We start from the raw sequence: 23,093 nt of genomic DNA, 5'->3' as shown, positions 1-23,093 counted from the left end.
GAGACCGCCATGAAACCATCCGCCAGCGGCGCCTCGCGCGGCCGCCAGGTGACGGCTGCCGTCATCGGAAACGCACTGGAGTGGTACGACTTCATCGTCTACGGCTTCCTTTCCAGCATCATTGCCCGGCTGTTCTTCCCCTCGGACGACGAGTACGCCTCGCTGCTGATGGCCCTGGCCACCTTCGGCGTCGGCTTCTTCATGCGCCCGGTGGGCGGCATCCTCCTGGGCCTCTACGCCGACCGCCGGGGGCGCAAGGCGGCCATGCAGCTGATCATCCTGCTGATGACTGTCTCCATCGCCATGATCGCCCTGGCCCCCGACTACGCCGCCATCGGCCTCGGCGCGCCGCTGCTGATCGTGGTGGCGCGGATGCTCCAGGGCTTCGCCACCGGCGGCGAATACGGCAGCGCCACGGCCTTCCTGGTGGAGAGCGCCCCGGCCCATCGGCGCGGGCTGTATGGCGCCTGGCAGCTGTTCGGCCAGTGCCTGGCGGTGTTCGCCGGCTCCGGCATGGGCGCCCTGGTCACCCACGGGCTCTCGCCCGAAGCGCTGGATGCCTGGGGGTGGCGGGTGCCCTTCCTGGTGGGGCTGCTGATCGGCCCGGTGGGGCTGTGGATGCGCCGGCACATGGCCGAGACCGAAGCCTTCCTGGAGGCCCGTGACACCCAGCGCGGCGAGCACATCGGCTTCGGTCGCATGCTGCGGGAGAACGGCCGGGCCGTGCTGGTCACCCTCGGCTGCACCATCAGCGGCACCGTGGCCTTCTACGTGGTGCTGGTGAACATGCCCACCTTCGCCCACAAGCAGCTGGGGCTGCCGCTGGACCAGGTGTTCATGGTGCAGATGGCCGCCGTGGCCTGGATGACCCTGGTGATCCCCCTGGCGGGGCACCTGTCCGACCAGGTCGGGCGGCGCCCGGTGCTGCTGGTGGGCACCTTCGCCTTCCTGGTGATGGTCTACCCGCTGTTCAGCTGGGTGGCGGCCGCGCCCGGCCTCGGCCGCCTGCTGGTGATGCAGCTGCTGCTGTGCAGCGCCATCGGCAGCATCTACGGCCCCGGGCCAACCGCCAGCGCCGAGCAGTTCCCGGCGGCGGTGCGCTCCACCGGGCTGGCGCTGTCGAACAACCTCGGGGTGATGCTGTTCGGCGGGTTCGCCCCCTTCATCGTCACCTGGCTCACCCAGAGCACCGGCGACCCGGTGGCACCCGCCTACTATGTGGTCTTCGCCGCCAGCCTCGGCCTGGTCGCCAACTGGCACCTGCGCGAAGGCGCCCCTGCCGCCCTGGCGCGCCGTGCCCGCCGGCGTTCCCTGTCCCAGCCCACCCGGAGCCTTGCCGAATGAGCCTGATCCGAACCCCCGCACCCGCCCGTTCCCTGCGCGAGGAGATCGTCGCCCTGGACGCCCTGCCGCTGTCCGAGGCCATCCGCACCCGTCAGGTGGCCTGCCGCGAGGTGATGCAGGCCTACCTGGAGCACATCCACGCCCTCAACCCGGTGGTCAACGCCCTGGTGGACCTGCAGCCCGAGGAGCGCCTGCTGGCCGAGGCGGAGCAGCGCGACCGGCAACTGGCCAATGGGCAATGGCTGGGCTGGATGCATGGGATGCCCCAGGCGCCGAAGGACCTGGCCGCCACCGCCGGTCTGCGCACCAGCCTTGGCTCGCCGCTGTTCGCCGACCAGGTGACCCGCCACGACGCCCACGTGGTGGCCCGCGCCCGGGCGGCCGGCGCGCTGTTCATCGGGCGCAGCAACACCCCCGAGTTCGGCCTCGGCTCGCACACCTACAACCCGGTACACGGCATCACCGGCAACGCCTACGACCCCAGCCGCAGCGCCGGCGGCAGCAGCGGTGGGGCGGCGGTGGCGCTGGCCCTGCGCCTGCTGCCGGTGGCCGATGGCAGCGACATGATGGGCTCGCTGCGCAACCCGGCGGCCTTCAACAACGTCTACGGCCTGCGCCCGTCCCTGGGGCGGGTGCCCTTCGGCCCGACGCCGGAGCTGTTCGTCCAGCAGCTGGCCACTGAAGGGCCGATGGGCCGCAGCGTGGCCGACGTCGCCGCGCTGCTGCGCACCCAGGCCGGGCCGGCGGCGGGCGTGCCCCTGGCGCAGTTGTCCAGCCAGGACCTGGAGGGCCCGCTGGAGCGGGACTTCAGCGGCACCCGCATCGGCTGGCTTGGCGACCTGGGTGGCCACCTGCCCATGGAGGCGGGCCTGCTGGCGTTGTGCGAGGCCGGGCTGGCGGACTTCCGCGCCCTGGGCTGCGAGGTGGAGCCGGTGGTGCCGGACTACGACCCGGAGCGGCTCTGGCGCTGCTGGCGCGTGCACCGCCACTGGCTGGTGGCCGGCAGCCTGGGGCCGCTGTACGCCGACCCGGCGCGGCGCGCGCGGCTCAAGCCGGAAGCCTGCTGGGAGGTGGAGGGCGGCCTGGGCCTCAGCGCCGAGGCGGTGCACCAGGCCTCGGTGGACCGCAGCGATTGGTACCGCGTGGTGACGGCGCTGTTCGAGCGTTACGACTTCCTGCTGCTGCCCAGCGCCCAGGTGTTCCCTTTCGACTCGGCGCAGCCCTGGCCCACCGAGGTGGCCGGCCGCGCCATGGACAGCTACCACCGCTGGATGGAGGTGGTCATCGGCGTGAGCCTCGCGGGCCTGCCGGCCATGAGCGTGCCGGTGGGCTTCGGCGAGGCCGGGCTGCCCATGGGTGTGCAATTGATCGGCCCGGCGCGCGCCGACCTGGCGGTGCTGCAGCTGGCCCATGCCCACGAGCAGCAGACCCGCTGGGTGGCGCGGCGCCCGCCCGCTTTGCTGGGCTGGCCATCCGCCAACTGAGCGATCACGGGCCGGCCAAGGCCCGTATCTTGCTGGCGCCTGTCATCGCCATGGGGGAGGGGAGGCGGGTATGCAAACACGAGAAGACAACGGCACGGTGCGCTCGGTGGAGCGCGCCCTGGGCATCCTCGAACTGCTGGGCGCCCATGACGCCCTGGGGTTGGAGGAACTGCACTACCTCACCGGCCTGCCCAAGGCCACGGTGTCGCGCCTGTTGCACACCCTGCAGGAGCAGGGCTGGCTGTACCGTGGGTTGTGCGACCGGCGCTACCGGCTCACCGCCGAGCGGCTGTTCGGCGACCCGCAGCAGCGCTTCCTCCGGCAACTGGTGGAGCGGGCCTCGCCGCTGCTCTGCGAGCTGGCCGAGCGCACCGGCCTGGTGGCCGACCTGTCGTTCTTCGACGGCGACGACCTGCTGGTGGTGGAAAGCGCCGTGCCCCAGGTGCTGCGTCGGCGCTACCCGAACAACCGCCTGGTGGTGGGGCTCAAGGCCAGCCTGCACCAGTCGGCCATGGGCAAGGCCTGCGTCGCTGCCCTGGAGCCCACCGACCTGGAGCGCCTGGCCGCACGCCATGGTCTGCCCGGCGAGGCGCTGCAGCGGGTCCACGAACAGGCCCACCGCCAGGGCTATGGCGAGCGCACCGAGGGCAGCTGGGAATATGCCGTGCGCCTGCCCTTCCTGATCCGCGCCGTGGCCCTGCCGGTGCGGCGCCAGGGGCGGGTGGTGGGCAGCGTCGCCCTGCACTGGCCCCGCGACCAGGACAGCGTCGAGCGGGTCAGCGGCCAGCACCTGCAGGACCTCGCCGGCACCGTCGACCTGTTGCAGGGCCGGCTGGCCTAGGCCGCCGGCCCACCCTCCCGCCGGGCAGGCCTGCCCGGCTTCCTGTCGCCTGCACCATCGCCCGCCCGCCATTCCACCCGGTGGAACCCATTTCGATTGCCCGTCGGGGGCGGCCGCCCACAATGGGCCTGCCTGTCCGGACAGCCTCACCTTTCATCCAGAACAACAAGAAGGACAACGAGATGAACCTGCGAGAGAAAGGCCTCGCCGGGCTGCTGTGCCTGGCGTCCGGCTGGGCGTGCCATGCCGAACCCTTCATCGACGACAGCCGCACGTCGCTGCGCTACAGCCAGTTCTACTGGAAGGAGAACGACGGCGGCGAGGTCGGCCCCAACCGCGACGAATGGGTGCAGGCCGCCCTGTTCAGCTTCAACTCCGGCTGGTACCGCGACCTGTTCGGCGTGGACTACGCCTACGGCCTGGCCGATGCGCTGCACGTGGGCCACGAGGCCACCAGCATCAGCAACCTGGAAGCCGGGCACAGCGTGCAGTCGCCCCACGGCATCGCCAAGCCGGTGGAGGCCTACCTGCGCGGGCGGCTCCCGGTGGCCGACGGCTACCTGCAACTGGGGCTCGGCAAGAAGAGCCGGCGCTACGGGCAGTACTACGACGACCCCTTCAGCCGCATCCTGCCGCCCTCCACCCTGGGGGCGGACCTGGAGTGGCGCGCCGAGGGCCGCGCCCTGCGCTACAGCCGGCTCACCGGCTTCAGTGCGCGCAACGAGTCGGGCTGGTCCGACACCCTGCGCAACTTCCGCGGCCAGCGCATCGAGGCGCTGCACCTGGCGGCCGTGGAGTGGACGCTGCCCACCACCAGCCGCCTGACCGGCGAGTACAGCCTGGCCGAGAACTACCTCAAGGTCGGCTCCATCAAGCTGGAGCACAGCCTGGCCCTGGGGGATGAGCGCTTCATCGACCTCGCGGGCACCCTCGGCGCCCAGCAGGACGCCGGGCGCCTGTTCGAGCACGAGGGCGTGCGCGGCCTGTTCGAGGCGGAGCGGCAGCACCGGGCGCGCTACACCGACCTGTCGCTGAAGTACCGCACGCCCACCTATACCCTGGGTGCGGCCTACAACCGGGTGCGGGGTGGCGACTTCGACCGCCCGTTCTTCCGCCAGGACCACGGCACCTGGAACAGCAGCGCCAAGCTGTTCTACTACTTCGGCGCCGAGGACGAGGCCATGGTCAAGCTCATGGCCGGGATGGACTTCAGCGCCTTCGGCCTGCCCCAGCTGCGGCTGGACAGCCACTACGCCTTCTCCGACCACGCCGCCGGCTACCGCGACTTCTCCCGGCGGGAGTTCCAGAGCCTGCTGCAGTACCGCTTCGACGGGCCGCTCAAGGGGCTCAGCCTGGCCTGGCTGCACAACCGCTTTCACACCGAAGGCGTGCCCGACGGGGTGGACCGCCGGCAGGCCTCGCGCGGGCCGGCGGGCATCATCACCCACCACGCCGAACGTTTGTACCTGAACTACGTCTATAGCTTCTGATCCGAAGGACAGGCCGGCCCTCGCCCTGCTGGCGACGGGCCGGCGACCCTGGTTTGCAGGTGCGCTGGCCGGCGGTTTAAGGTGGCGCCGATTTGCAACAGGAGTCCCCATGCGCACGTCCATTCCCCTCGTCTTCGCCCTGCTGGGCGCCCTGGCGCTGCCGGCCCATGCGGGCTGGTACCTGGACAACGAGTCCTCGCGGCTGTCCTTCATCTCCACCAAGGGCGGCAGCCTCTCCGAGGTGCACCGCTTCCTCACCCTGCACGGCAGCATCGGCGAAACCGGCAAGGCTCACCTGCGCGTCGAGCTGGAGTCGGTGAGCACCGGCATCCCCCTGCGGGACCAGCGCCTGCGCGACCTGTTCTTCGAGATCGAACGCAACCCCGAGGCCGAGGTGCACGCCCAGATCGACCTGCGCCCCATCACCGACCTGGCCCCCGGCGCCCAGCTGGAACTGCGCCTGCCGCTGAAGGTGACGCTGCACGGCCGCGAGCACGAGTACCAGGCCGAGCTGCTGGCCACCCGCCTGGATGACCGCCGCTTCCAGGTGGTGACCCTGGCCCCGCTGGTGCTGCAGGCGGAGGACTTCGGCCTGATGGAAGGCCTGGGCACCCTCAAGCAGCTGGCGGGACTTTCCTCCATCAGCAGCTCGGTGCCAGTGGGCGCCGTGCTGATCTTCACGGCGCGCTGATGGGCCACATCTTCCCCTGGAAGTCCGGCAACCGCTTCGATCTGCTGATCGACGGGCCGAGCTTCTTTCCCGCCATGCTGGCCGACATCGACCGGGCCGAGCACCACGTCAGCCTGGAGCTCTACCTGGTGGAGGACGGCCGTTGCAGCGAGGCCCTGGTGGAGGTGCTCTGCCAGGCCGCGCGGCGGGGGGTGAAGGTGCGCTGCCTGTTCGACGGCTTCGGCAGCCAGAAGCTCGGCCAGGCCCTGCGCGGGCGGCTGGCCGAGGCTGGTGTGCTGCTGCAGTTCTACAACCCCATCCGCTGGCGGCGTGGGGCGAACAACTTCTACCGCGACCACCGCAAGATCCTGGTGGTGGACGACCGCGTCGCCTACGTGGGCGGCACTGGCTCCACCGATGACTTCTGGCAGCCCGGCGAGGCCGAAAGCCATTGGCACGAGGCCATGGTGGCGATCCACGGGCCGCTGGTGGTGCATTGGAAGCTGATCTTCGACTTCCAGTGGCTGGCCAACCTGCGCCGCCGTCCCTGGCTGCCGGACGAGGCGCCGGGGCTCAGCCACCTGCCACCCTATCCCTCGGCCGGCGTGGGCATGGGCCGGGTGGCCTACGCCGACGCCCGCCAGCACCTGGACATCGTCCAGTCCCTGGTGCGCAGCCTGCGCAACGCCAAGGAGCGGGTGTGGCTGGCCACGCCGTACTTCCTGCCCAGCTGGAAGGTGCGTCGCGCCCTGATCAAGGCCGCCCGGCGCGGCGTGGACGTGCGCCTGCTGCTCACCGGGCGCAACACCGACCACCCGCCGGTGCGCTTCGCCGGGCAGCGCTACTACCCGCGCCTGTTGCGGGCCAACGTGCGGATCTTCGAGTACCAGCCGCGCTTCCTGCACCTGAAGATGGTGCTGGTGGACGGCTGGGTCAGCGTCGGCTCGTGCAACTTCGACCACTGGAACCTGCGCTTCAACCTCGAAGCCAACGTCGAGGCCCTGGACCGGCACTTCACCGAGCAGGTGGCGGCCTCCCTCGGTCGCGACTTCGACGACAGCCGCGAGATCACCCTGGAGGACTGGCACGCCCGGCCGCTGCTCAAGCGCTTCTACCAGCGCCTGTGGGGCTGGCTCGACCGCCTGGCGGTGAACCTGCTGGACCGCCGCCGCTGAGCCGAACCTTTGTCGGGTGTCGGCAGTGGCCCGCCGCCGGCTACGCTCCCTGCACCCCATAACGAGAGATGTGCCCATGCGCCGTCCGCTGCTGCTGCCCCTGCTGGTCGTGCTGTTGTCCGCCTGTTCCACCCCCGGTGCCTTCTTCGGCGCCACCGACGGCCCGGCCTTCGAGGCGCTGGCGCCCCGGGACGGCGACCATGCCCTGGTCTACATCTACCGCCCCCGCAGCGACTGGGCCGACCAGGAGCTGGAGGCGCCTGGGCTGTTCCTCGACGGCCGGCTGATCGGCACCCTGCCGAGCAACGGCTACCTGGCCCTGGAGTTCGACGTCGCCAACTACCGCCTGGAGATGCGCCGCCCGCTGATGGGCACCTACTGGACGCTGCTGGCCGGCGGCTATTTCGACTTCACCCAGATCACCAGCTTCGCCTTCGAGGCCGGTGCCGGCGGCACCTACTACCTGCGCTACGACGAGCTCAATCCGCCGCCGAAGAACGCCGAGCTGCCGCCCCAGGGCGACGGCCCGCTGCAGCTGGTGGGCGAGGCGCTGGGCCGCCAGGAGATCGCCGCCACGCGCCAGGTGCAACCGCTGCTGCGCATCGACGCCAACGGCCAGCCCCTGTAGTAGCCGGGTGTTACCCAGGGGGCCACGCGGGGGAGGATGATTGGCTACCTTTGTCACCCTGAGCCCTGACTGGGAGGACCCCGCAATGGCAGCCAAGAAGATCCTGATGCTGGTCGGCGACTACGCCGAAGACTACGAAACCATGGTGCCGTTCCAGGCCCTCGGCATGGTCGGCCACACCGTACACGCCGTGTGCCCCGACAAGGTCGCCGGGCAGACCGTGCGCACCGCCATCCATGACTTCGAAGGCGACCAGACCTACAGCGAGAAGCCCGGCCACAACTTCGCCCTCAACTTCGACTTCGACCGCGTCCGCGCCGAGGACTACGACGCCCTGCTGATCCCCGGCGGCCGTGCCCCCGAATACCTGCGCCTGAACGCCCGGGTGATCGAGCTGGTGAAGGCCTTCGACGCCGCGAAGAAACCCATCGCCGCCGTCTGCCACGGCCCGCAGCTGCTGGCCGCTGCCGGCGTGCTCAAGGGCCGCTCCTGCAGCGCCTACCCGGCCTGCGCTCCGGAAGTCGCCCTGGCCGGTGGCGAGTTCGTCGACATCGCCGTGGACCACGCCCACGTGGACGGCCACCTGGTCACCGCTCCCGCCTGGCCGGCCCATTCGGCCTGGCTGGCGAAGTTCCTCGAGGTGCTGGGGACGCGGATCAGCCTGTAACGAGGCGCAGAATCCCTGCGCCGTCCTGCATACTGCGGTGCGGCGCCAGGGGCGCGACCATCACGCTGGCGCCGTGGCGCACCGCTGGGCGACCGAAGCCGCCCCTGCACGATTCAGGACCCCCGATAAAGGACCCACCCCATGTGCGAGCTCTATGTAAAGGCCGACCCGATCCTCTACGAATCCCGCTCGCGCTCCCTGCGCATCCGGGGCGTGGTCACCACCCTGCGCCTGGAGAACCAGTTCTGGGACATTCTCCGGGAGATCGCCGAGGTGGACGGCATGACCACCAATCAGCTCATCACCAAGCTCTACGACGAGGTGATGGACTACCGTGGCGAGGTGGTGAACTTCGCCTCCTTCCTGCGGGTGAGCTGCACCCGCTACCTGGCCCAGCGCAGCACGGCGGCCGGGCTGAGCCTGGTCCCGCGCCGCACCGGGTGACCGATCGGTCCGAAACATGAGGCGGTCGGCGGATCGCCCCGACCGACTCGGTTAGTCTTGCCCCGCGCGTGGCAGGGAGGCCACCGCCGCGCGTCCACCGGCTGCATTCGCTGTCGGGGTTCGATGGCCCCAGGAGTTGTTCATGGCTGCCAAACGCTTCATCTCCCTCACCGCCCTTGCTGCCTGCCTGTTGGCCGGTGTACCGGCCTTCGCCGAGCCGTCCCTGGCCGAGCGTCGCGCCATCACCGCGTACGAGCAGGGCGTCTACGTCGACCAGGTCAAGGCCATCCAGGCCGCTGCCGGCTACGAGCTGCCGCTGGACGTGCAATGGAACACCATTGCGCTGCCCGACCAGTCCGCCAACTACGCCCAGGACGGTTTCTGGACCCAGATCTACTTCGTGCCCCTGCAGAAGGCCCTGTCCGCCATTGCCGTGGACGACATGGGCAAGCAGGCCCTGAAAGCCAAGCTGAGCAAGGTGGTGGTGCGCTACGACGAGGCCACGGCACCCTCCAGCGCCTACCAGGACGGCGTGGCCTTCGACGGTGGCGTGCTGAACCTGAACTTCCGCCCGTTCAGCAACGTCGACGACGTGGACGCCCGCGCCGACGCGATCCGCAAGGCCCTCGAAGCCAAGCTCTGATCCGTACCCGGCAACCGGCCTCCCGGCCGGTTGCCACGACGCCTTTGCCCGCGCCGGCGAGGGGTCTAAGCTGCGCTATCTCCCTTCCTGGCGCGTTCCGCGATGTACAAGCTGCCCACCACGGCCACTGCGCCGTTCTGCCCCTCCGCCGTCAGCCACAGCGTGACCATTCCCCCCGGCGCCTCCCTGGGTCGCCGGCTGATGCTGTTCCTCGGCCCGGGCCTCTTGGTCTCGGTCGGCTACATGGACCCCGGCAACTGGGCCACCGCCATCGAGGCCGGGGCGCGCTTCGGCTATGCGCTGCTGTTCGTGGTGGTGCTGGCAAGCCTGTCGGGCATGGTGCTGCAGAGCCTCTGCTCGCGGCTGGGCATCGCCACCGGGCGTGACCTGGCGCAGCTCTGCCGCGAGCGCTACCGCCCCGGCGTGGCGCGGGGGCAATGGCTGCTGGCGGAACTGTCGATCATCGCCACCGACCTGGCCGAGGTGCTCGGCGCGGCCCTGGCCTTCCACCTGCTGCTGGGGGTGTCGCTGACCGTGGGGGTGGTGCTGACGGCATTCGACACGCTGATCGTGCTGGCGCTGCAGGGCGCAAACTTCCGCCGGCTGGAGGCCATCGTGCTGGGGCTGATCGCCACCATCGGCGCCTGCTTCTTCATCGAGCTGCTGCTGGTGCGGCCGCACTGGCCGGAAGTGGCGGCGGGGCTGCGGCCCAGCTGGGAGGTGCTCAGCGGGCAGGAGCCGCTGTACCTGGCCATCGGCATCCTCGGGGCGACGGTGATGCCGCACAACCTCTACCTGCACTCCTCGGTGGTGCAGACGCGGGTCAGCGGCGAGGACGAGGCCAGCAAGCGCAGCGCCATCCGCTTCGCCCGGTTCGACACCATCGGCTCGCTGTCCCTGGCGCTGCTGGTCAATGGCGCCATCCTGGTGCTGGCCGCCGCCGCCTTCCATGGCAACGGCCACACCGAGGTGGTGGAGATCCAGGACGCCTATCACCTGCTGGACCCGCTGGTGGGCGGTGCGCTGGCCAGCTTCCTGTTCGGCTTCGCGCTGCTGGCGGCGGGGCAGAGTTCCACCTTCACCGGCACCATTGCCGGCCAGGTGGTGATGGAGGGTTTCCTGCAGGCGAAGATCCCCTGCTGGCAGCGGCGCCTGATCACCCGTGCGCTGGCGCTGGCCCCGGCGATCGCCGGGGTGCTCTGGCTGGGGGAAGGGGCGGTGGGCAAGCTGCTGGTGTTGAGCCAGGTGGTGCTCAGCCTGCAACTGCCCTTCGCGCTGTGGCCGCTGATCCGCTTCACCAGCGACCGGCGGTTGATGGGGCCGTTCGCCAACAGCCTGCCGGTGGCGCTGCTGGCCTGGGCGCTGTTCGGGCTGATCGCCCTGGCGAACCTGACGCTGCTGTACTTCTGGCTGGCCTGAGGCCTCAGCTGACCTGCTCGATCCAGTCGGTCAGGTTGTAGTAGTTGGTCACCCGCGCGATCTTGCCGGCGTGCACGTGGAAGAAGGCGCCGGCCGGCAGCACGTAGGTCTGGCCGCGTGCCGGCGGCAGGCCCTCGTCACCCACCAGGTACTGCCCGTGCACCACGAACTCGGCGGCCACGCGGCTGCCATCGGCGCTGGGCATGATGACGATGTCGGTCAGGCGCTCCTTGTAGCAGCGGTTCATCTTCTCCATGAAGGCGGCGAACACCGCCTTGCCCTGCTGGCGCTCGCCCTGGTTGATGTCGTGCACCACGTCCTCGCTGAGCAGGGCGAGGAAGGCCGGCATGTCCCCGGCGTTGAAGGCGTCGTAATAGGCTTTCACCAGTTCGGCTGCGGTCATGGTCAAGGTCCTGTCGCAAATGGGTCGGTTCGGGGTTGCGCTGCATGATAGGGTCTTGTCCGCCCCCGCTCTTAGCCAGGGGCGTCATCGGGACCGGCAAAACGACCATGGACATCCGACGCTACCAGGGCGCGGCCATCGCGCCTTTCATCGACGACCTCGCACGGCTGCGCCTGACGGTGTTCCGCGAGTACCCCTATCTCTACGACGGCACCCTGGACTACGAGGCGCGCTACCTGGCCACCTACGCCGAGTCGGCCGAGAGCCTGTTCGTGCTGGTGTTCGACCAGGGCCGGGTGGTCGGGGCTTCCACCGGGTTGCCCCTGGCGGACGAGACCGACGCCTTCCAGCGGCCCTTCCTTGACCAGGGCTGGGACCCGGCGCGGATCTTCTACTTTGGGGAGTCGGTGCTGTTGCCGGCGTACCGGGGCGGCGGCCTGGGCGTGCGCTTCTTCGCCGAGCGCGAGGCCTATGCCCGCGCGCTGGGGCGTTTCCAGTGGTGCGCCTTCTGCGCCGTGGAGCGCCCGGACGACCACCCGCGCCGCCCGCCCGACTACCAGCCGCTGCACGGGTTCTGGGCCCGTCGCGGTTACCGCCACCACCCCGCCTTGCGCACCGAGTACCACTGGCGCGACCTGGACGAGCGCGAGGAAAGCGCCAAGCCCATGTCGTTCTGGCTGAAGGAGCTGACCCCGTGAAGATCGCCGCCTGCCAATACCACATCGACCTCTTCGGCACCTGGGACGCCTACGCCGAGCACCTCACCACCCTGTGCGAGGCCGCTGCCGGCGAGGGCGCGGAGCTGTTGCTGCTGCCGGAGTACGCCGGTCTGGTGCTGAGCGGGCAACTGCCGCCGGCCCAGCGCGGCGACCTGCAGGCCTCCATCGACGGCATCCAGCCGCTGCTGCCCGCCTGGCGGGCGCTGTGCGCGGACCTGGCGCGGCGCCTCGGCGTCTACCTGCAGCCCGGTTCGGTGGCGGTGCGCGATGCCGACGGCCAGTACCGCAACCGCGCCTGGTTCTACGGCCCGGACGGCGAGCTGGGGCACCAGGACAAGCTGATGATGACCCGCTTCGAGCGCGAGCACTGGCACATCGCGGCGGGGCAGGGGCTGCGGGTGTTCGACACGGCGTTCGGGCGCCTGGGCATCCTCATCTGCTACGACAACGAGTTCCCCCTGCTGGCGCGGACCCTGGCCGAGGGCGGCGCCGACCTGATCCTCGCTCCCAGTTGCACCGACACCGAGGCCGGCTACCACCGCGTGCGCATCGGCGCCCAGGCCCGTGCCCTGGAAAGCCAGATCGCCGTGCTGCAGTCGCCCACCGTGGGGCTGGCGCCCTGGTCCCCGGCGCTGGACGAGAACATCGGCCGCGCCGGCCTCTATGTGCCGCCGGACTACGGCATGCCGAGCAACGGCGTGATCGCCGAGAGCCCCGAGCTGTGTCCGGACAGCAGTCGCTGGCTGCTGGCCGAGCTGGACCTGGAGGAGGTGCGCCGGGTACGGCGGGAGGGGCAGGTGTTCACCCGGCGGGACTGGCCGGAGCAGTTCGAGCGCGTGAGGGGCTAACCCCCGCTCTCGTCCGCCAGCGACGGGCATCCGCCCAGGGCCTGCAGTTCGTCCAGGGGGACGCCTCCGAGGGCGAAGGCTTCGCAGTCGGGCGGCAGGCTGGGTAGGTTGCCGGGGGCCTCGCTGGCCATGGAGGCGACGGCGCTGTCGCCCGTGCCCGGCGCGCGGCCCAGGATCACCAGTTCGCCGAGTTCTCGGCCGCGCCGCAGCAGCAGGCGGTCGCGCTGGATCGCCAGCACCTCGACGCCGCCGGGCAGGCGGTCGCCGGTCCGGACGCTGAAGGGCGGCCCGTCTTCAAAGCTGAGGGTGGCGCTGCCCTGGCCATCTCCCCGACTGAACACCCCGTGCAGGCGCCATGCGCTGAGGCCGGGCAGTGCCCCCAGCGGCTGCAGGTGCAGCCGGGGTGGGGTCAGCAGCGCGGTGGGCAGTTCCACTGCGGCAAGCGGCAGGGGCAGCAGCGCCAGCAGCAGCGCCAGGCCCCACGGGGCCCGGCGCCGGTGGACCTCAGGGGGCCACGGCTTGGGCGCGTTGCTCGGCATAGGCGGTGAAGGCGGCGATGTTGCGGCTTTGCAGCAGCGGCAGCAGGCCGTTGTCGCTGAGGGTGGGGCCGTACCATTTCTGGTTGGCGCCGCCGGTGCAGCCATAGAGGATCAGCTTGCCGCGCCCGTTGGTGAGGTAGCCGCCGGAGAGGTCCAGGCAGCGGCTGCCGGCCTTCAGCTGTGGCAGGGCGGAGAAGTCCCAGGCCTGGGCGTCCTGCTGGCTGTCGCAGGCGCTCAGGCCCACGTCGTTGCTGGCGGTCAGGCACTGGATGGGCTGGGCGACGCTGCGGATGCGACCGCTGGCGTCCACCCGCCACTGTTCCTCCGCCGAGCCGGTGCACTGGGCCTTGGCCAGCACGTAGGGCTGCCAGGCGCCGTCCACCTGTTCCACCCGCACGCAGTTGCCGTTGCCCATGGCGAAGCCCTGGCGCGGTGGCAGCAGGGTGCGGCTGTCGAACTGCAGGGTGGCCAGCAGGGCATCCAGGGCCTGGCCGGCGTCGGCGCTGCCGGCCAGCTGGGCGCCGTAGGCGTCGAGCCAGCGGTTCAGGCGCAGGGCGCGGGCCTGTTGGTCCAGCAGGCGTTGGCGGACCTGCTGGGCGGTGGCCGAGAGACCGTCGGGCTGGTCGCTGTAGCTGTCGAAGAGCACCCGTGCGTTGCCCTTGAGGGTGGGCACGAGCTGGCCGGCGAGGGCCGTGAGGGCGGCGTCGAGCGGGGGCAGTTCTTCCTGGCGCAGGGCCTGGTAGCCGGCTTCGCGACCGACGATCACCGGCGGCGGCAGGGCGGGCAGGCCCTGGGGAATGATCACGCTGGCCAGTTCGGTGGTGGCGGCGCCGGCCGTGTCGCGGCATTGCAGGGCCGCCGCGACGGGCTGTTCGACCTGGGCCAGGTTGACGTGCAGCTTGTTGGCGTTGCTGCCCAGGCGCGTGGGGGCGACGGCGATGCGCTGGGTCCTGTCGTTGACGAAGCTGACCTCCAGCCAGCATTGCCGGCTGGTGGCGGCGGCGTCGGGCGGCGGCAGGTCGTAGACCTGGCCCCAGTTGCCACGCAGGGCCGGGTAGAGCACGGCGGCGCCGGTCTCCGGGTCGTAGCCGCCGAGCAGGGTGATGACCGGGACACCGAACAGGCGCGGCTTGCGGTAGTTGCCGTCGGCGCTGTCGTACCAGACGGTGCGGGAGGTCGGCGTCTTCGGTTGGAACACCTCCATCTTGCGGCTGGTGACGTCCCACTTGCGGTAGCCGGTGGGGGAGTCGGGCGCCCAGACGGCGCGGTTCAGCGCCGGCTGGATCTTCTGCCGCGTGCTGTAGCCGGTGTAGTGGGTGTAGCGCGACAGGCCGCTGGCGAAGTTGCCGCCGGCCATGGCGTCGGTGGCGAAGCTGTAGGCATCGGCGTAGATCGGCATGCCGTTGAGGCCGCCGGTCTTGGCGCGGGTCCAGTGCAGGTTGGCGCGCATGCGCTTGCGGTAGGCGATGTAGCCCCAGCCGCTGTCGTGGTGGTGACCGGACCAGAAGTAGTTGTCGCCGCTCTGCCCGGGGTAGTGGCCGAGGCCGTAGTGGTGGCCGATCTCGTGGCTGAATTCGTTCCCTACCGAGTCGATCAGGGTGAGGATGCCGTTGCCGCCGCTGAGGCCGTGGTTGACGGTGCCGTTGCTGTACAGGCCGCGGGCGTGGTGGATGACCGCCGAGTTGGTCAGCTGCGGCTGCTCCTGGCTGGCCATGCCGGCGCTGGTGATGCCCCAGTTGGCCAGGTTGATGCCGGTGCTGAAGGTGGACTTGGCGGTGTTCTCGCGCATGTCGCCGCTGTACACGTCGCCGGTGGTGGCGCTGGCCTGGCCCTGGTCGGCGTCGTAGATCGTGCCGTTGGCCACCATCACCTTGCGCAGCAGCACGTCCTCGTACTGGCTGGCCACCATGCGGGCGATGGGCACGGTCTGGAAGTAGTCGGTGGCGGCCTGGGCCGGCTGGGTGTTGAACCAGTGCTGGCCGCCCGGAACCTCGGGGGTAAGCATGCCGATGCGGATGGCCTGGACCAGCAGTTCGGCGGGCGGGGCGAAGTCGAAGGCCTCGGCGCCGCGCTGGCCGCTACGGCCCTGGTCGTCGCTGAGCTGCAGGCTCATGCCCGGCACCACCCAGTCCCAGGGCAGCACGGCGGACCAGGCGCGGCGCGAGTAGACCACGTCGGGGCGGGCGTCGCTGCCGGTGCGGTCGGCGCGGAATAGCTCGTCGGGGTGGCGCAGTGTCAGGTCGCCCTTGAGGGCGCCGTCCACCAGCACCTGCACGCGCAGGGACCTGGGCAGGGGCTGGTCCGGGTCGGGGGTGACCAGCAGCAGGGCTTCGCGCTCGCTGGTCAGGCGCGGCATGTTCTTCGCTTCGTTGCCTTGCGGGTCCACCGAGTGGCTCTGCACGAACTGCAGCATGGCGGCGAGGGTGCCGGTGAGGTCGTTGCGCACCGCGCGCGGCTGGCCGTCGGCGGTCTGGTCGTAGAAGCCGAGGGCTCCGACCTCATCCACCACGGCGGCACTGGGCTCGGGGAAGCGGTTCTCTGGTTGGGTGACCGGCGGCTCGGTGGGCGGCGTGACCGGGGGCGTGACCGGTGGCTGCGGGTTCTCGGGCGTTTCCGGATCGGGGCGGGTGCCACCACCACCGACGGGCGGCTGGGATGGCGTCTCCGGGGTGCTGGTGGCCGGTGGGGCGGGGTTGCTGGAGCCTCCGCCACCCCCGCCGCCGCCCAGGTCCAGGCAACCGGCCAGGCTGAGCAGTCCGTAGATCAGTACGAGCTTGCGAAACATGTCCCCTCGCTTTCAGTTCGGCTTTGTTGTGATTGTTGTGAGCCGGGGCGAGCGCTAGAGCGCCATGACCCGTCCCCGATGGCTGGGCAGCGTGGCCGGCAGGTCGCGCAGGGCGCGCTCGGCCAGGTCGGCCTGGGAGTACTCGCCGTAGAACATGCGGTACCAGTCCTGGCCGTTGCGCTGCGAATGCTGGATGCGCAGGGGCGCGCCGGGGTGGCGGGCCATCAGGGCGCGCATGTACTGCTCGCTGCTGCCTTCGATCAGGTTGATGCTGTAGCGCTGCGGGGCGGCCGGGGCTGGTGCCTGAGTGGCGGCAGGCTGTGCCGGAGCCGCAGGCGCCGGGGGCTGTGTCGCTGGCGGGGTAGCGGCCACCACGGGGTGGGCGCTGCGCTGCAGGGGCGTTTCAGCCGGGGCGGCGTAGGGTTGGGCCGGGGCCGGGGCCGGAGCTGGCTTGGGCGCGGGCGCCGGAGCGGGTGCCGTCGCGACCGGGGCGGCCGCGCGGGTGGATTTGAACAGCTGCGCCGGCTCCTGGGGCAGGCTGCGCTGGGCGTTTGGCCCGGCGGCCTGCTGCCGCAGGTCGAGGTACTTCTCCTGGCTGAGGTCGGCCAGGCGGTTGCCGTCGCGGACCACGCTGGGCCGCAGGAAGACCATCAGGTTGCGCTTGACGTTGACGTCCTTGCTGGAGCGGAACAGGCCGCCCACCAGGGGCATGTCGCCCAGCAGCGGTACCTTGCTCTCGCTGCGGGTGACGTCGTCCTGGATCAGGCCGCCGAGCACGATCACCTGGCCGTTGTCGGCCAGTACGGTGCTCTTGATCATGCGTTTGTTGGTGACCAGGTCCACCGCGCGGGAGGCGGCGCCGGTGCTGGGGGCGATGGAGGAGATCTCCTGCTCGATCACCAGGCGCAGGGTGCCGCCTTCGTTGATGTGCGGGGTGACCTTGAGGGTGACGCCGACATCCTTGCGCTCGATGGTGGTGAAGGGGTTGTTGGCCCCGGCGGCGTCGGTGGTGTAGGAGCCGGTCTGGAAGGGCACGTTCTGCCCCACGAGGATCTCGGCCTTCTGGTTGTCCAGGGTCAGCAGGCTGGGGGTGGAAAGCAGGTTGCTGTTGCCGTTGGCGGAGAGGGCGGTGATCAGCGCACCGAAGTTCTTGTTGCCGATGCCGACGATGGCGCCGTCGGGCAGGCTGACCGGGGTCTTGGCGTCGATGGCGCCGAGCAGGGTGCCCACCGAGAGCCCGGTGTTGCTGAAGTTGCTGCCGCCGATGGGGCCGCTGTCGGAGCGCCCGTCGATGGCCCACTGCACGCCGAGGGCTTCGCTGACGTCGCCGGACATCTCGACGATGGCGGCCTCCACAAGTACCTGGGCGCGGGGCACGTCGAGCTGGTGCACCAGGTCTTCCAGCTGCGCCACCATGTCCGGCTCGGCCATCAGGATGAGGGCGTTGATCCCCTCGTCGGCGCGGATCAGCACCGGGGCCTGGGTGGTGGTGGGCGAGGCGGTGCCGCGCAGTTGCTCGGAGAGGTCGCTGAGGGTCTTGGCCAGGTCCTTGGCGTCGCCATGGCGCAGGCGCACGACCCGGGTGTTGGCCGAGCGCACGGGCTGGGTGTCCAGCTGGCGGGCCATCTTCAGCAGGCGCTCGCGGGCCTCGGGCGGGCCGAGCAGCAGCAGGCGGTTGGTGCGCGGGTCGGCGATCACCTGGGCGTTGCCGTTGCCGGCCGGCTGCCCGCGCCGCAGGCTCTCCTGGAGCATCGCGGCGACGTCGCGGGCCCAGGCGTGCTTGAGGTCGTAGAACACGCTGTCGTTGGCTCCGGCGCTGTCCACCTGGGCGATCAGGGCGATCAGCCGTTCGATGTTGGCGCGCTTGTCACTGACGATCAGCGAGTTGCTGGAGGGGATGGCCGCCAGGTGACCGTTCTGCGGCACCAGCGGGCGGATCAGCGGGAGCAGTTCGTTGACCGGTGTCTGCTGCACCTGCAGCAGGCGCGTCTCGAGGGTTTCCGGGCCGCTGCCGACGGGGCTGTTGGCCACGCTGCGGCCCTCCACATCGGGCACGATGCGCGCCTGGTTGCCCTGGGTGACCACGCTGTAGCCGTGGGTGCTCATCACCGAGAGGAACAGCTGGTAGACCTCGCTGAGGGTCAGTGGCGATTCGGAAATGACGGTGACCTGGCCCTTGACCCGGGGATCGAGCACCAGGGTCTGGCCACTGATGCTGGCAACCTGCTCGGTGAAGTCGCGGATGTCGGCGTCGCGCATGTTGATGGTCCAGCGCTCCTCGCCGTCCTGGCTGGCCGGCTCCGCCCACAGCAGCGGGCACAGCAACAGGCAGGCCCAGGCGAGGCGGGCCAGGCGACGGGGCAGGCACAGGCTCATCGGCGGGGCTCCCGGATGCTCGGGCAATCGGCTACGGGCAGCCGCGTGCCGGCCGGAAGGCGCAGGGAGAGGGGGTGGGTCCAGGGCATAGAGAAAGCTCGACAGACTGCTGCGCATCCATGCGACGTGTTGGTTTCCTATGGCGACCTGCCTGGGGGAGACCCGACAAGCGGGCGAGAGAATAAGGAAAGCGGCACGTCCGTTCGACTGGTCGGAGTACAACTGTGCATGGGCTCACACTCCTGAAACTGACCGGTTGGTCATATCAGGATATGGGTCCCGTTTTGGGGATTTGGGGATTTGGTGGGGCTGTTGGGTTATAGAGCCAAGCTGATTATCGAGTTCTGTTGATGTCACCTGTTTCGCCTTCCCAGGCGAGTTTCTTTTTTCAGTCGCCAAAAAAGAAACCAAAAAGGCTCGCCCCTGCATCCGGCCCGGCTGCGCCGGGTTCCCTCCCTCCATCGTCGTTCCAGGGGTACGCGCTGACGGGCCATCCCTGGCCCGGCAGCGCTCTCGCGACATCCATGTCGCTCAACCCCTTGCACGACGACTGCGCTCAGCCTCCTGAAGGGGCATTGTCCCTGCCCCACCTTTCTGGCCAGGCAGCGGTCTGGTGTGCGCTCAAGACTCGCTCGGAAAGGAGCCCGTTAAACCGGGCCCATGAAACTCTGAAAGTTGGATCAGGGAGCGGAAAGTCTCCACAGCACTCGATAAGCAGCCAGTAACCGCAACACGGTACTGGAGCATGGCCAAGAAAAAGCCCGGCGCGAGGCCGGGCTTTTCAATTGCGGTGTGGCTTACTTCACTTCCACCGCGAGGCTTTCGGCGATCTTCTTGTTCCAGATCGCCGGGCCGGTGATGTGCACCGACTCGCCGTTGGTGTCGACGGCGACGGTGACCGGCATGTCCTTCACGTCGAATTCGTAGATGGCTTCCATCCCGAGTTCGGCGAAGGCCAGGACCTTGGACTTCTTGATCGCCTGGGCCACCAGGTAGGCGGCGCCGCCGACGGCCATCAGGTACACGGCCTTGTTGTCCTTGATCGCTTCGATGGCGATGGGGCCACGCTCGGACTTGCCGATCATGCCCAGCAGGCCGGTGCTTTCCAGGATCTGGCGGGTGAACTTGTCCATGCGGGTGGCGGTGGTGGGGCCTGCCGGGCCGACCACTTCGTCACCGACCGGATCGACCGGGCCGACGTAGTAGATGAAGCGGCCCTTGAGGTCCACCGGCAGTTCTTCGCCCTTGTTGAGCATGTCGACCATGCGCTTGTGGGCGGCGTCGCGGCCGGTGAGCATCTTGCCGTTGAGCAGCAGGGTCTCGCCCGGCTTCCAGCTCTGCACGTCCTCGGGGGTGATGCTGTCGAGGTCGACGCGGCGGGCGCTCGGGCCGGCTTCCCAGACGATTTCCGGGTAGGCGTCCAGCGGCGGGGCTTCTAGGGCGGCCGGGCCGGAACCGTCGAGCACGAAGTGGGCGTGGCGGGTGGCGGCGCAGTTGGGGATCATGCACACCGGCAGCGAGGCGGCGTGGGTCGGGTAGTCCATGATCTTCACGTCGAGGACGGTGGTCAGGCCACCCAGGCCCTGGGCGCCGATGCCCAGCTGGTTGACCTTCTCGAACAGTTCGAGGCGCATTTCCTCGATCTTGTTCTGCGGGCCACGGGCCTTCAGTTCGTGGATGTCGATCGGGTCCATCAGGACTTCCTTCGCCATCACCGCGGCCTTCTCGGCGGTGCCGCCGATGCCGATGCCGAGCATGCCCGGTGGGCACCAGCCGGCACCCATGGTCGGGACGGTCTTGAGCACCCAGTCGACGATGGAGTCGGACGGGTTGAGCATGGCCATCTTCGACTTGTTCTCGGAGCCACCGCCCTTGGCGGCCACGTCCACTTCCACGGTGTTGCCGGGGACGATGGAGTAGTGGATCACCGCCGGGGTGTTGTCCTTGGTGTTCTTACGGGCACCCGCCGGGTCGGCCAGGATGGAGGCGCGCAGGACGTTCTCCGGCAGGTTGTAGGCGCGGCGCACGCCCTCGTTGATCATGTCGTCGACGCTCATGGTGGCGCCGTCCCAGCGCACGTCCATGCCCACGCGGACGAACACGGTGACGATGCCGGTGTCCTGGCAGATGGGGCGGTGGCCGGTGGCGCACATGCGCGAGTTGATCAGGATCTGCGCCATGGAGTCGCGCGCGGCGGGCGACTCTTCGCGCAGGTAGGCCTCGTGCATGGCCTGGATGAAATCGACGGGGTGGTAATAGGAGATGAACTGCAGGGCGTCGGCGACGCTCTGAATCAGGTCGTCCTGCTTGATCACGGTCATGGGTGCGCTCCTCTTCAATTCGGGAACATCAGGAAGCGCCGGACCACGACCCGGCGCGCATTGGATTGGGGGTGAAAATGGCGCGGAAGTATACCGCGTGCTCAAGGCCGGGCACACCCGCCAAGAGTCGACCCCGGGCGCTCGGCGAACCGCTTGCGTCCCCTAGGTTTTTCGTTTTCACGCGCGTAGAGTGGCGGCATCGTGCCAGCACGGGACGGAGCCCATGAGCACATCCAGTCGAGGGTCCACCCAACGGGGCCTGCAAAGCCTGCTGCTGAAGCGCTTCGGCATGGCAGTGGCAACCTATGCGCTCGTGCTGCTGCTGTTCTGGCTGGCGGTGCTGGGCGGTTTCTACCAGCGCTCGCCCTGGGTGGCGCTGGGCTTCACCGGACTCATCGTCATTTCCCAACTCGTGTTCTTCGCGCTCCTGCGCAGCGGCCGCAACCTGCGTTTCCCCGACCCCAGCCTGACCGAGGCGCAGATCCTCGTGGCCATGACCTGGCACACCCTGCTGATGGCCGACCTGGGGCCGGCCCGGGGCGCACTGCTGGTGGTGTATGTGCTGATCCTGCTGTTCGGCGTGTTCCAGCTGCCGCCACGGGTATTCCTGCGCTGCGCGGGCTTCGGGCTGACGGCCTTCGCCGGCCTGAACCTGCTGGAGGCGTACCAGATGCGCCTGCAGTCGCCGGCCTTGGCGCTGCTGCAGGTGTGTGCGCTGTTCGTGCTGCTGGTGTGGCTGGGGCTGTTCGCCAGCTACGTCCAGGCGATGCGCCAGCGCATGCGTCAGCGGCGCTTCGCCCTGCAGGCCCACCAGGACACGCTGCGCGGGATGATGCGCCAGCTGGAAGACCTGGTGGCCACCGACGAACTCACCGGGCTGTTCAACCGCCGGCACTTCCTGCGCATGGCGGCGCGGGAGATGAAGGGCGTGCTGTCGGGTCGCTTCCATGGCCTGGCGCTGATCGACCTCGACCACTTCAAGCGCATCAATGACCAGCATGGCCACGCGGCCGGCGACCGGGTGCTGCAGACTTTCGCGGCCGTGGCGCGGGCCTGCCTGCGCGATGGCGATCTCCTGGCCCGCTACGGTGGCGAGGAGTTCGTGCTGCTGTTGCCCGACTGCGATGCCGACCGCCTGACCAGCTGCTGCGAGCGGCTGCGGGAGGCCTTCGCCAGCGCCGAGCCGGTGGGGGTGCAGGTGGGGGCGTTGAGCCTGTCTGCCGGCATGACCCTGATCGGTTGCAACGATGACCTGGACGACGCCCTGCAGCGGGCCGACCAGGCGCTCTACCGGGCCAAGCGCAATGGCCGCAACCGCTGCGATGCGGCATGGGAGATCCAGGGTGCCTGAACTCGAAGCCGCCGGGCGCCGCTGGAGCGTGGCGCCCGCCAGCAACCTGCTGGATGCCCTGAATGCCGGTGGCTGCCGCGTGCCGTTCAGTTGCCGTGCCGGCAGCTGCCATGCCTGCCTGGTGCGGGTGACCGCCGGCGAACCGGCTGATGCGCGCCCGGAGGCGCTGGATGCCGAGCGTCGTGAACTGGGATGGCGCCTGGCCTGCCAGTGCCTGGTGGTGCAGGACCTGGCGGTGGAGCTGTTCGACCCCCAGCGCGATGGAATCCCGGCCCGGGTCGCGGCCTGTGACTGGCTGGGGGGCGAGGTGCTGCGCCTGCGCCTGGAACCACAACGACCGCTGCGCTACAGCGCCGGCCAGCACCTGCTGCTGTGGACGGGGGAGGGCGTGGCCCGGCCCTACTCGCTGGCCAGCCTGCCGGGGGAGACGCCCTGGCTGGAGTTCCACATCGATTGCCGTGCGCCGGGCGCCTTCTGCGATGCCGCCCGGGCCCTGGTACCCGGGGATGCGCTGCGCCTGGGCGAGCTTCGCGGCGGTGCGCTGCACTACGACCCGGCCTGGGACGACCGGCCGCTGCTGATGCTGGCCGCCGGCACGGGGTTGGCACCGATCTGGGGTGTGTTGCGGGAGGCGCTGCGCCAGCATCATGCCGGCCCCATCCGGCTCATTCACGTGGCCCATGACGAGGCCGGCCACTACCTGGCGGAGCCCTTGCACGCGCTGGCGGCCGAGCATGCCAACGTCACGGTCGAGCTGGTGACGGTGGCGCAGCTGCAGGCTGTTTTGGCCGAAATCCGGCTTGTGAGCCGGCAAACCGTCGCCCTACTCTGCGGGCGGCCGGAGCGGGTCGAGGCCTTCGCCCGCCGGCTCTATCTCGCGGGCCTGCCCCGCAACCAACTGCTGGCCGACGAATTCCTGAGCCGCTCCGTCTGAGGCGGCCACCGC

Annotated in this window: 20 protein-coding genes; 15 read left to right on the top strand and 5 right to left on the bottom strand. The window is 69.9% G+C overall.

Features of this window, described 5'->3' with window-relative positions:
- Window positions 1–9 precede the first annotated feature (9 nt).
- The 11 genes from FBY21_RS13825 (at window position 10) to FBY21_RS13775 (ending at window position 10,805) form a co-directional block, all read left to right on the top strand.
- Window positions 10–1,344: a citrate-proton symporter gene (locus FBY21_RS13825; protein ID WP_142011758.1), complete on the top strand. Its 1,335-nt coding sequence runs from the start codon at window positions 10–12 to the stop codon at window positions 1,342–1,344.
- On the top strand, window positions 1,341–2,828 hold the full coding sequence (locus FBY21_RS13820; RefSeq protein ID WP_142011756.1) for an amidase: 1,488 nt from the start codon (window positions 1,341–1,343) through the stop codon (window positions 2,826–2,828). The genes FBY21_RS13825 and FBY21_RS13820 overlap by 4 nt, the downstream gene beginning before the upstream one ends.
- 70 nt (window positions 2,829–2,898) lie before the next feature.
- A complete protein-coding gene (locus FBY21_RS13815; RefSeq protein ID WP_074971562.1) occupies window positions 2,899–3,669 on the top strand; it encodes an IclR family transcriptional regulator in 771 nt (256 codons plus the stop codon).
- A 182-nt stretch (window positions 3,670–3,851) separates the two neighbouring features.
- Window positions 3,852–5,159 (top strand): OprD family outer membrane porin, encoded by a 1,308-nt coding sequence (locus FBY21_RS13810; RefSeq protein ID WP_142011753.1) that lies wholly within the window; start codon window positions 3,852–3,854, stop codon window positions 5,157–5,159.
- 109 nt (window positions 5,160–5,268) lie between these two features.
- The gene (locus tag FBY21_RS13805; protein WP_044409364.1) at window positions 5,269–5,850 is read left to right on the top strand and encodes a YceI family protein; all 582 of its coding nucleotides are present in this window, start codon (window positions 5,269–5,271) and stop codon (window positions 5,848–5,850) included.
- On the top strand, window positions 5,847–7,004 hold the full coding sequence (locus FBY21_RS13800; protein WP_160482633.1) for a phosphatidylserine/phosphatidylglycerophosphate/cardiolipin synthase family protein: 1,158 nt from the start codon (window positions 5,847–5,849) through the stop codon (window positions 7,002–7,004). The genes FBY21_RS13805 and FBY21_RS13800 overlap by 4 nt, the downstream gene beginning before the upstream one ends.
- Before the next feature lie 76 nt (window positions 7,005–7,080).
- Window positions 7,081–7,632 (top strand): DUF2846 domain-containing protein, encoded by a 552-nt coding sequence (locus FBY21_RS13795; protein ID WP_044409350.1) that lies wholly within the window; start codon window positions 7,081–7,083, stop codon window positions 7,630–7,632.
- An 85-nt stretch (window positions 7,633–7,717) separates the two neighbouring features.
- Window positions 7,718–8,299 (top strand): DJ-1/PfpI family protein, encoded by a 582-nt coding sequence (locus FBY21_RS13790; protein WP_044409348.1) that lies wholly within the window; start codon window positions 7,718–7,720, stop codon window positions 8,297–8,299.
- Between the two features lie 141 nt (window positions 8,300–8,440).
- On the top strand, window positions 8,441–8,743 hold the full coding sequence (locus FBY21_RS13785; RefSeq protein WP_044409347.1) for a ribbon-helix-helix domain-containing protein: 303 nt from the start codon (window positions 8,441–8,443) through the stop codon (window positions 8,741–8,743).
- Window positions 8,744–8,885: 142 nt separating this feature from the next.
- Window positions 8,886–9,386 (top strand): hypothetical protein, encoded by a 501-nt coding sequence (locus FBY21_RS13780; protein ID WP_222119525.1) that lies wholly within the window; start codon window positions 8,886–8,888, stop codon window positions 9,384–9,386.
- Window positions 9,387–9,488: 102 nt separating this feature from the next.
- Window positions 9,489–10,805, top strand: a complete 1,317-nt coding sequence (locus FBY21_RS13775) for an Nramp family divalent metal transporter (protein ID WP_142011748.1) — start codon at window positions 9,489–9,491, stop codon at window positions 10,803–10,805.
- Between the two features lie 4 nt (window positions 10,806–10,809).
- On the opposite strand, the gene FBY21_RS13770 is transcribed toward FBY21_RS13775, so the two are convergent.
- Window positions 10,810–11,208 (bottom strand): nuclear transport factor 2 family protein, encoded by a 399-nt coding sequence (locus tag FBY21_RS13770; protein WP_044409344.1) that lies wholly within the window; start codon window positions 11,206–11,208, stop codon window positions 10,810–10,812.
- Between the two features lie 107 nt (window positions 11,209–11,315).
- On the opposite strand from FBY21_RS13770, the gene FBY21_RS13765 reads away from it, so the two are divergent.
- Window positions 11,316–11,906, top strand: a complete 591-nt coding sequence (locus tag FBY21_RS13765) for a GNAT family N-acetyltransferase (protein ID WP_142011746.1) — start codon at window positions 11,316–11,318, stop codon at window positions 11,904–11,906.
- The gene (locus FBY21_RS13760; protein ID WP_142011743.1) at window positions 11,903–12,775 is read left to right on the top strand and encodes a carbon-nitrogen hydrolase family protein; all 873 of its coding nucleotides are present in this window, start codon (window positions 11,903–11,905) and stop codon (window positions 12,773–12,775) included. Before FBY21_RS13765 ends, FBY21_RS13760 begins: the two co-directional genes overlap by 4 nt.
- On the opposite strand, the gene FBY21_RS13755 is transcribed toward FBY21_RS13760, so the two are convergent.
- The 4 genes from FBY21_RS13755 to FBY21_RS13740 all read right to left on the bottom strand — a co-directional run bounded on the left by FBY21_RS13755 (window position 12,772) and on the right by FBY21_RS13740 (window position 20,796).
- On the bottom strand, window positions 12,772–13,314 hold the full coding sequence (locus FBY21_RS13755) for a hypothetical protein (protein WP_142011740.1): 543 nt from the start codon (window positions 13,312–13,314) through the stop codon (window positions 12,772–12,774). The genes FBY21_RS13760 and FBY21_RS13755 overlap by 4 nt on opposite strands.
- Window positions 13,280–16,099, bottom strand: a complete 2,820-nt coding sequence (locus tag FBY21_RS13750; protein WP_142011738.1) for a M66 family metalloprotease — start codon at window positions 16,097–16,099, stop codon at window positions 13,280–13,282. Before FBY21_RS13750 ends, FBY21_RS13755 begins: the two co-directional genes overlap by 35 nt.
- A 54-nt stretch (window positions 16,100–16,153) precedes the next feature.
- Window positions 16,154–18,475 (bottom strand): type II secretion system secretin GspD, encoded by a 2,322-nt coding sequence (gene gspD / locus FBY21_RS13745; protein ID WP_142011735.1) that lies wholly within the window; start codon window positions 18,473–18,475, stop codon window positions 16,154–16,156.
- A 797-nt stretch (window positions 18,476–19,272) separates the two neighbouring features.
- Window positions 19,273–20,796, bottom strand: a complete 1,524-nt coding sequence (locus tag FBY21_RS13740) for a fumarate hydratase (RefSeq protein WP_069561363.1) — start codon at window positions 20,794–20,796, stop codon at window positions 19,273–19,275.
- Between the two features lie 223 nt (window positions 20,797–21,019).
- Between FBY21_RS13740 and FBY21_RS13735 the strand changes: the two genes are divergently transcribed.
- Window positions 21,020–22,147: a sensor domain-containing diguanylate cyclase gene (locus tag FBY21_RS13735; RefSeq protein ID WP_142011732.1), complete on the top strand. Its 1,128-nt coding sequence runs from the start codon at window positions 21,020–21,022 to the stop codon at window positions 22,145–22,147.
- Window positions 22,140–23,081 carry an iron-sulfur-binding ferredoxin reductase gene (locus tag FBY21_RS13730; RefSeq protein ID WP_142011730.1) on the top strand — a complete coding sequence of 314 codons (942 nt, stop codon included), beginning with the start codon at window positions 22,140–22,142 and terminating at the stop codon, window positions 23,079–23,081. The genes FBY21_RS13735 and FBY21_RS13730 overlap by 8 nt, the downstream gene beginning before the upstream one ends.
- Window positions 23,082–23,093 lie beyond the last annotated feature (12 nt).

The organism is Pseudomonas sp. SLBN-26 (assembly GCF_006715895.1).
GTDB lineage: Bacteria > Pseudomonadota > Gammaproteobacteria > Pseudomonadales > Pseudomonadaceae > Metapseudomonas > Metapseudomonas otitidis.
Note: the sequence above shows the minus strand (reverse complement) of the source record. Positions and strands in the feature narration are given on the sequence as shown.

Coding starts and splice junctions, on each gene's coding strand:
- FBY21_RS13770 (WP_044409344.1), bottom strand. CDS start 11,208: ATGACCGCAGCCGAACTGGTGAAAGCCTATTACGACGCCTTCAACGCC.
- FBY21_RS13790 (WP_044409348.1), top strand. CDS start 7,718: ATGGCAGCCAAGAAGATCCTGATGCTGGTCGGCGACTACGCCGAAGAC.
- FBY21_RS13740 (WP_069561363.1), bottom strand. CDS start 20,796: ATGACCGTGATCAAGCAGGACGACCTGATTCAGAGCGTCGCCGACGCC.
- FBY21_RS13765 (WP_142011746.1), top strand. CDS start 11,316: ATGGACATCCGACGCTACCAGGGCGCGGCCATCGCGCCTTTCATCGAC.
- FBY21_RS13750 (WP_142011738.1), bottom strand. CDS start 16,099: ATGTTTCGCAAGCTCGTACTGATCTACGGACTGCTCAGCCTGGCCGGT.
- FBY21_RS13815 (WP_074971562.1), top strand. CDS start 2,899: ATGCAAACACGAGAAGACAACGGCACGGTGCGCTCGGTGGAGCGCGCC.
- gspD (WP_142011735.1), bottom strand. CDS start 18,475: ATGAGCCTGTGCCTGCCCCGTCGCCTGGCCCGCCTCGCCTGGGCCTGC.
- FBY21_RS13825 (WP_142011758.1), top strand. CDS start 10: ATGAAACCATCCGCCAGCGGCGCCTCGCGCGGCCGCCAGGTGACGGCT.
- FBY21_RS13755 (WP_142011740.1), bottom strand. CDS start 13,314: ATGCCGAGCAACGCGCCCAAGCCGTGGCCCCCTGAGGTCCACCGGCGC.
- FBY21_RS13780 (WP_222119525.1), top strand. CDS start 8,886: ATGGCTGCCAAACGCTTCATCTCCCTCACCGCCCTTGCTGCCTGCCTG.
- FBY21_RS13735 (WP_142011732.1), top strand. CDS start 21,020: ATGAGCACATCCAGTCGAGGGTCCACCCAACGGGGCCTGCAAAGCCTG.
- FBY21_RS13820 (WP_142011756.1), top strand. CDS start 1,341: ATGAGCCTGATCCGAACCCCCGCACCCGCCCGTTCCCTGCGCGAGGAG.
- FBY21_RS13775 (WP_142011748.1), top strand. CDS start 9,489: ATGTACAAGCTGCCCACCACGGCCACTGCGCCGTTCTGCCCCTCCGCC.
- FBY21_RS13785 (WP_044409347.1), top strand. CDS start 8,441: ATGTGCGAGCTCTATGTAAAGGCCGACCCGATCCTCTACGAATCCCGC.
- FBY21_RS13810 (WP_142011753.1), top strand. CDS start 3,852: ATGAACCTGCGAGAGAAAGGCCTCGCCGGGCTGCTGTGCCTGGCGTCC.
- FBY21_RS13805 (WP_044409364.1), top strand. CDS start 5,269: ATGCGCACGTCCATTCCCCTCGTCTTCGCCCTGCTGGGCGCCCTGGCG.
- FBY21_RS13795 (WP_044409350.1), top strand. CDS start 7,081: ATGCGCCGTCCGCTGCTGCTGCCCCTGCTGGTCGTGCTGTTGTCCGCC.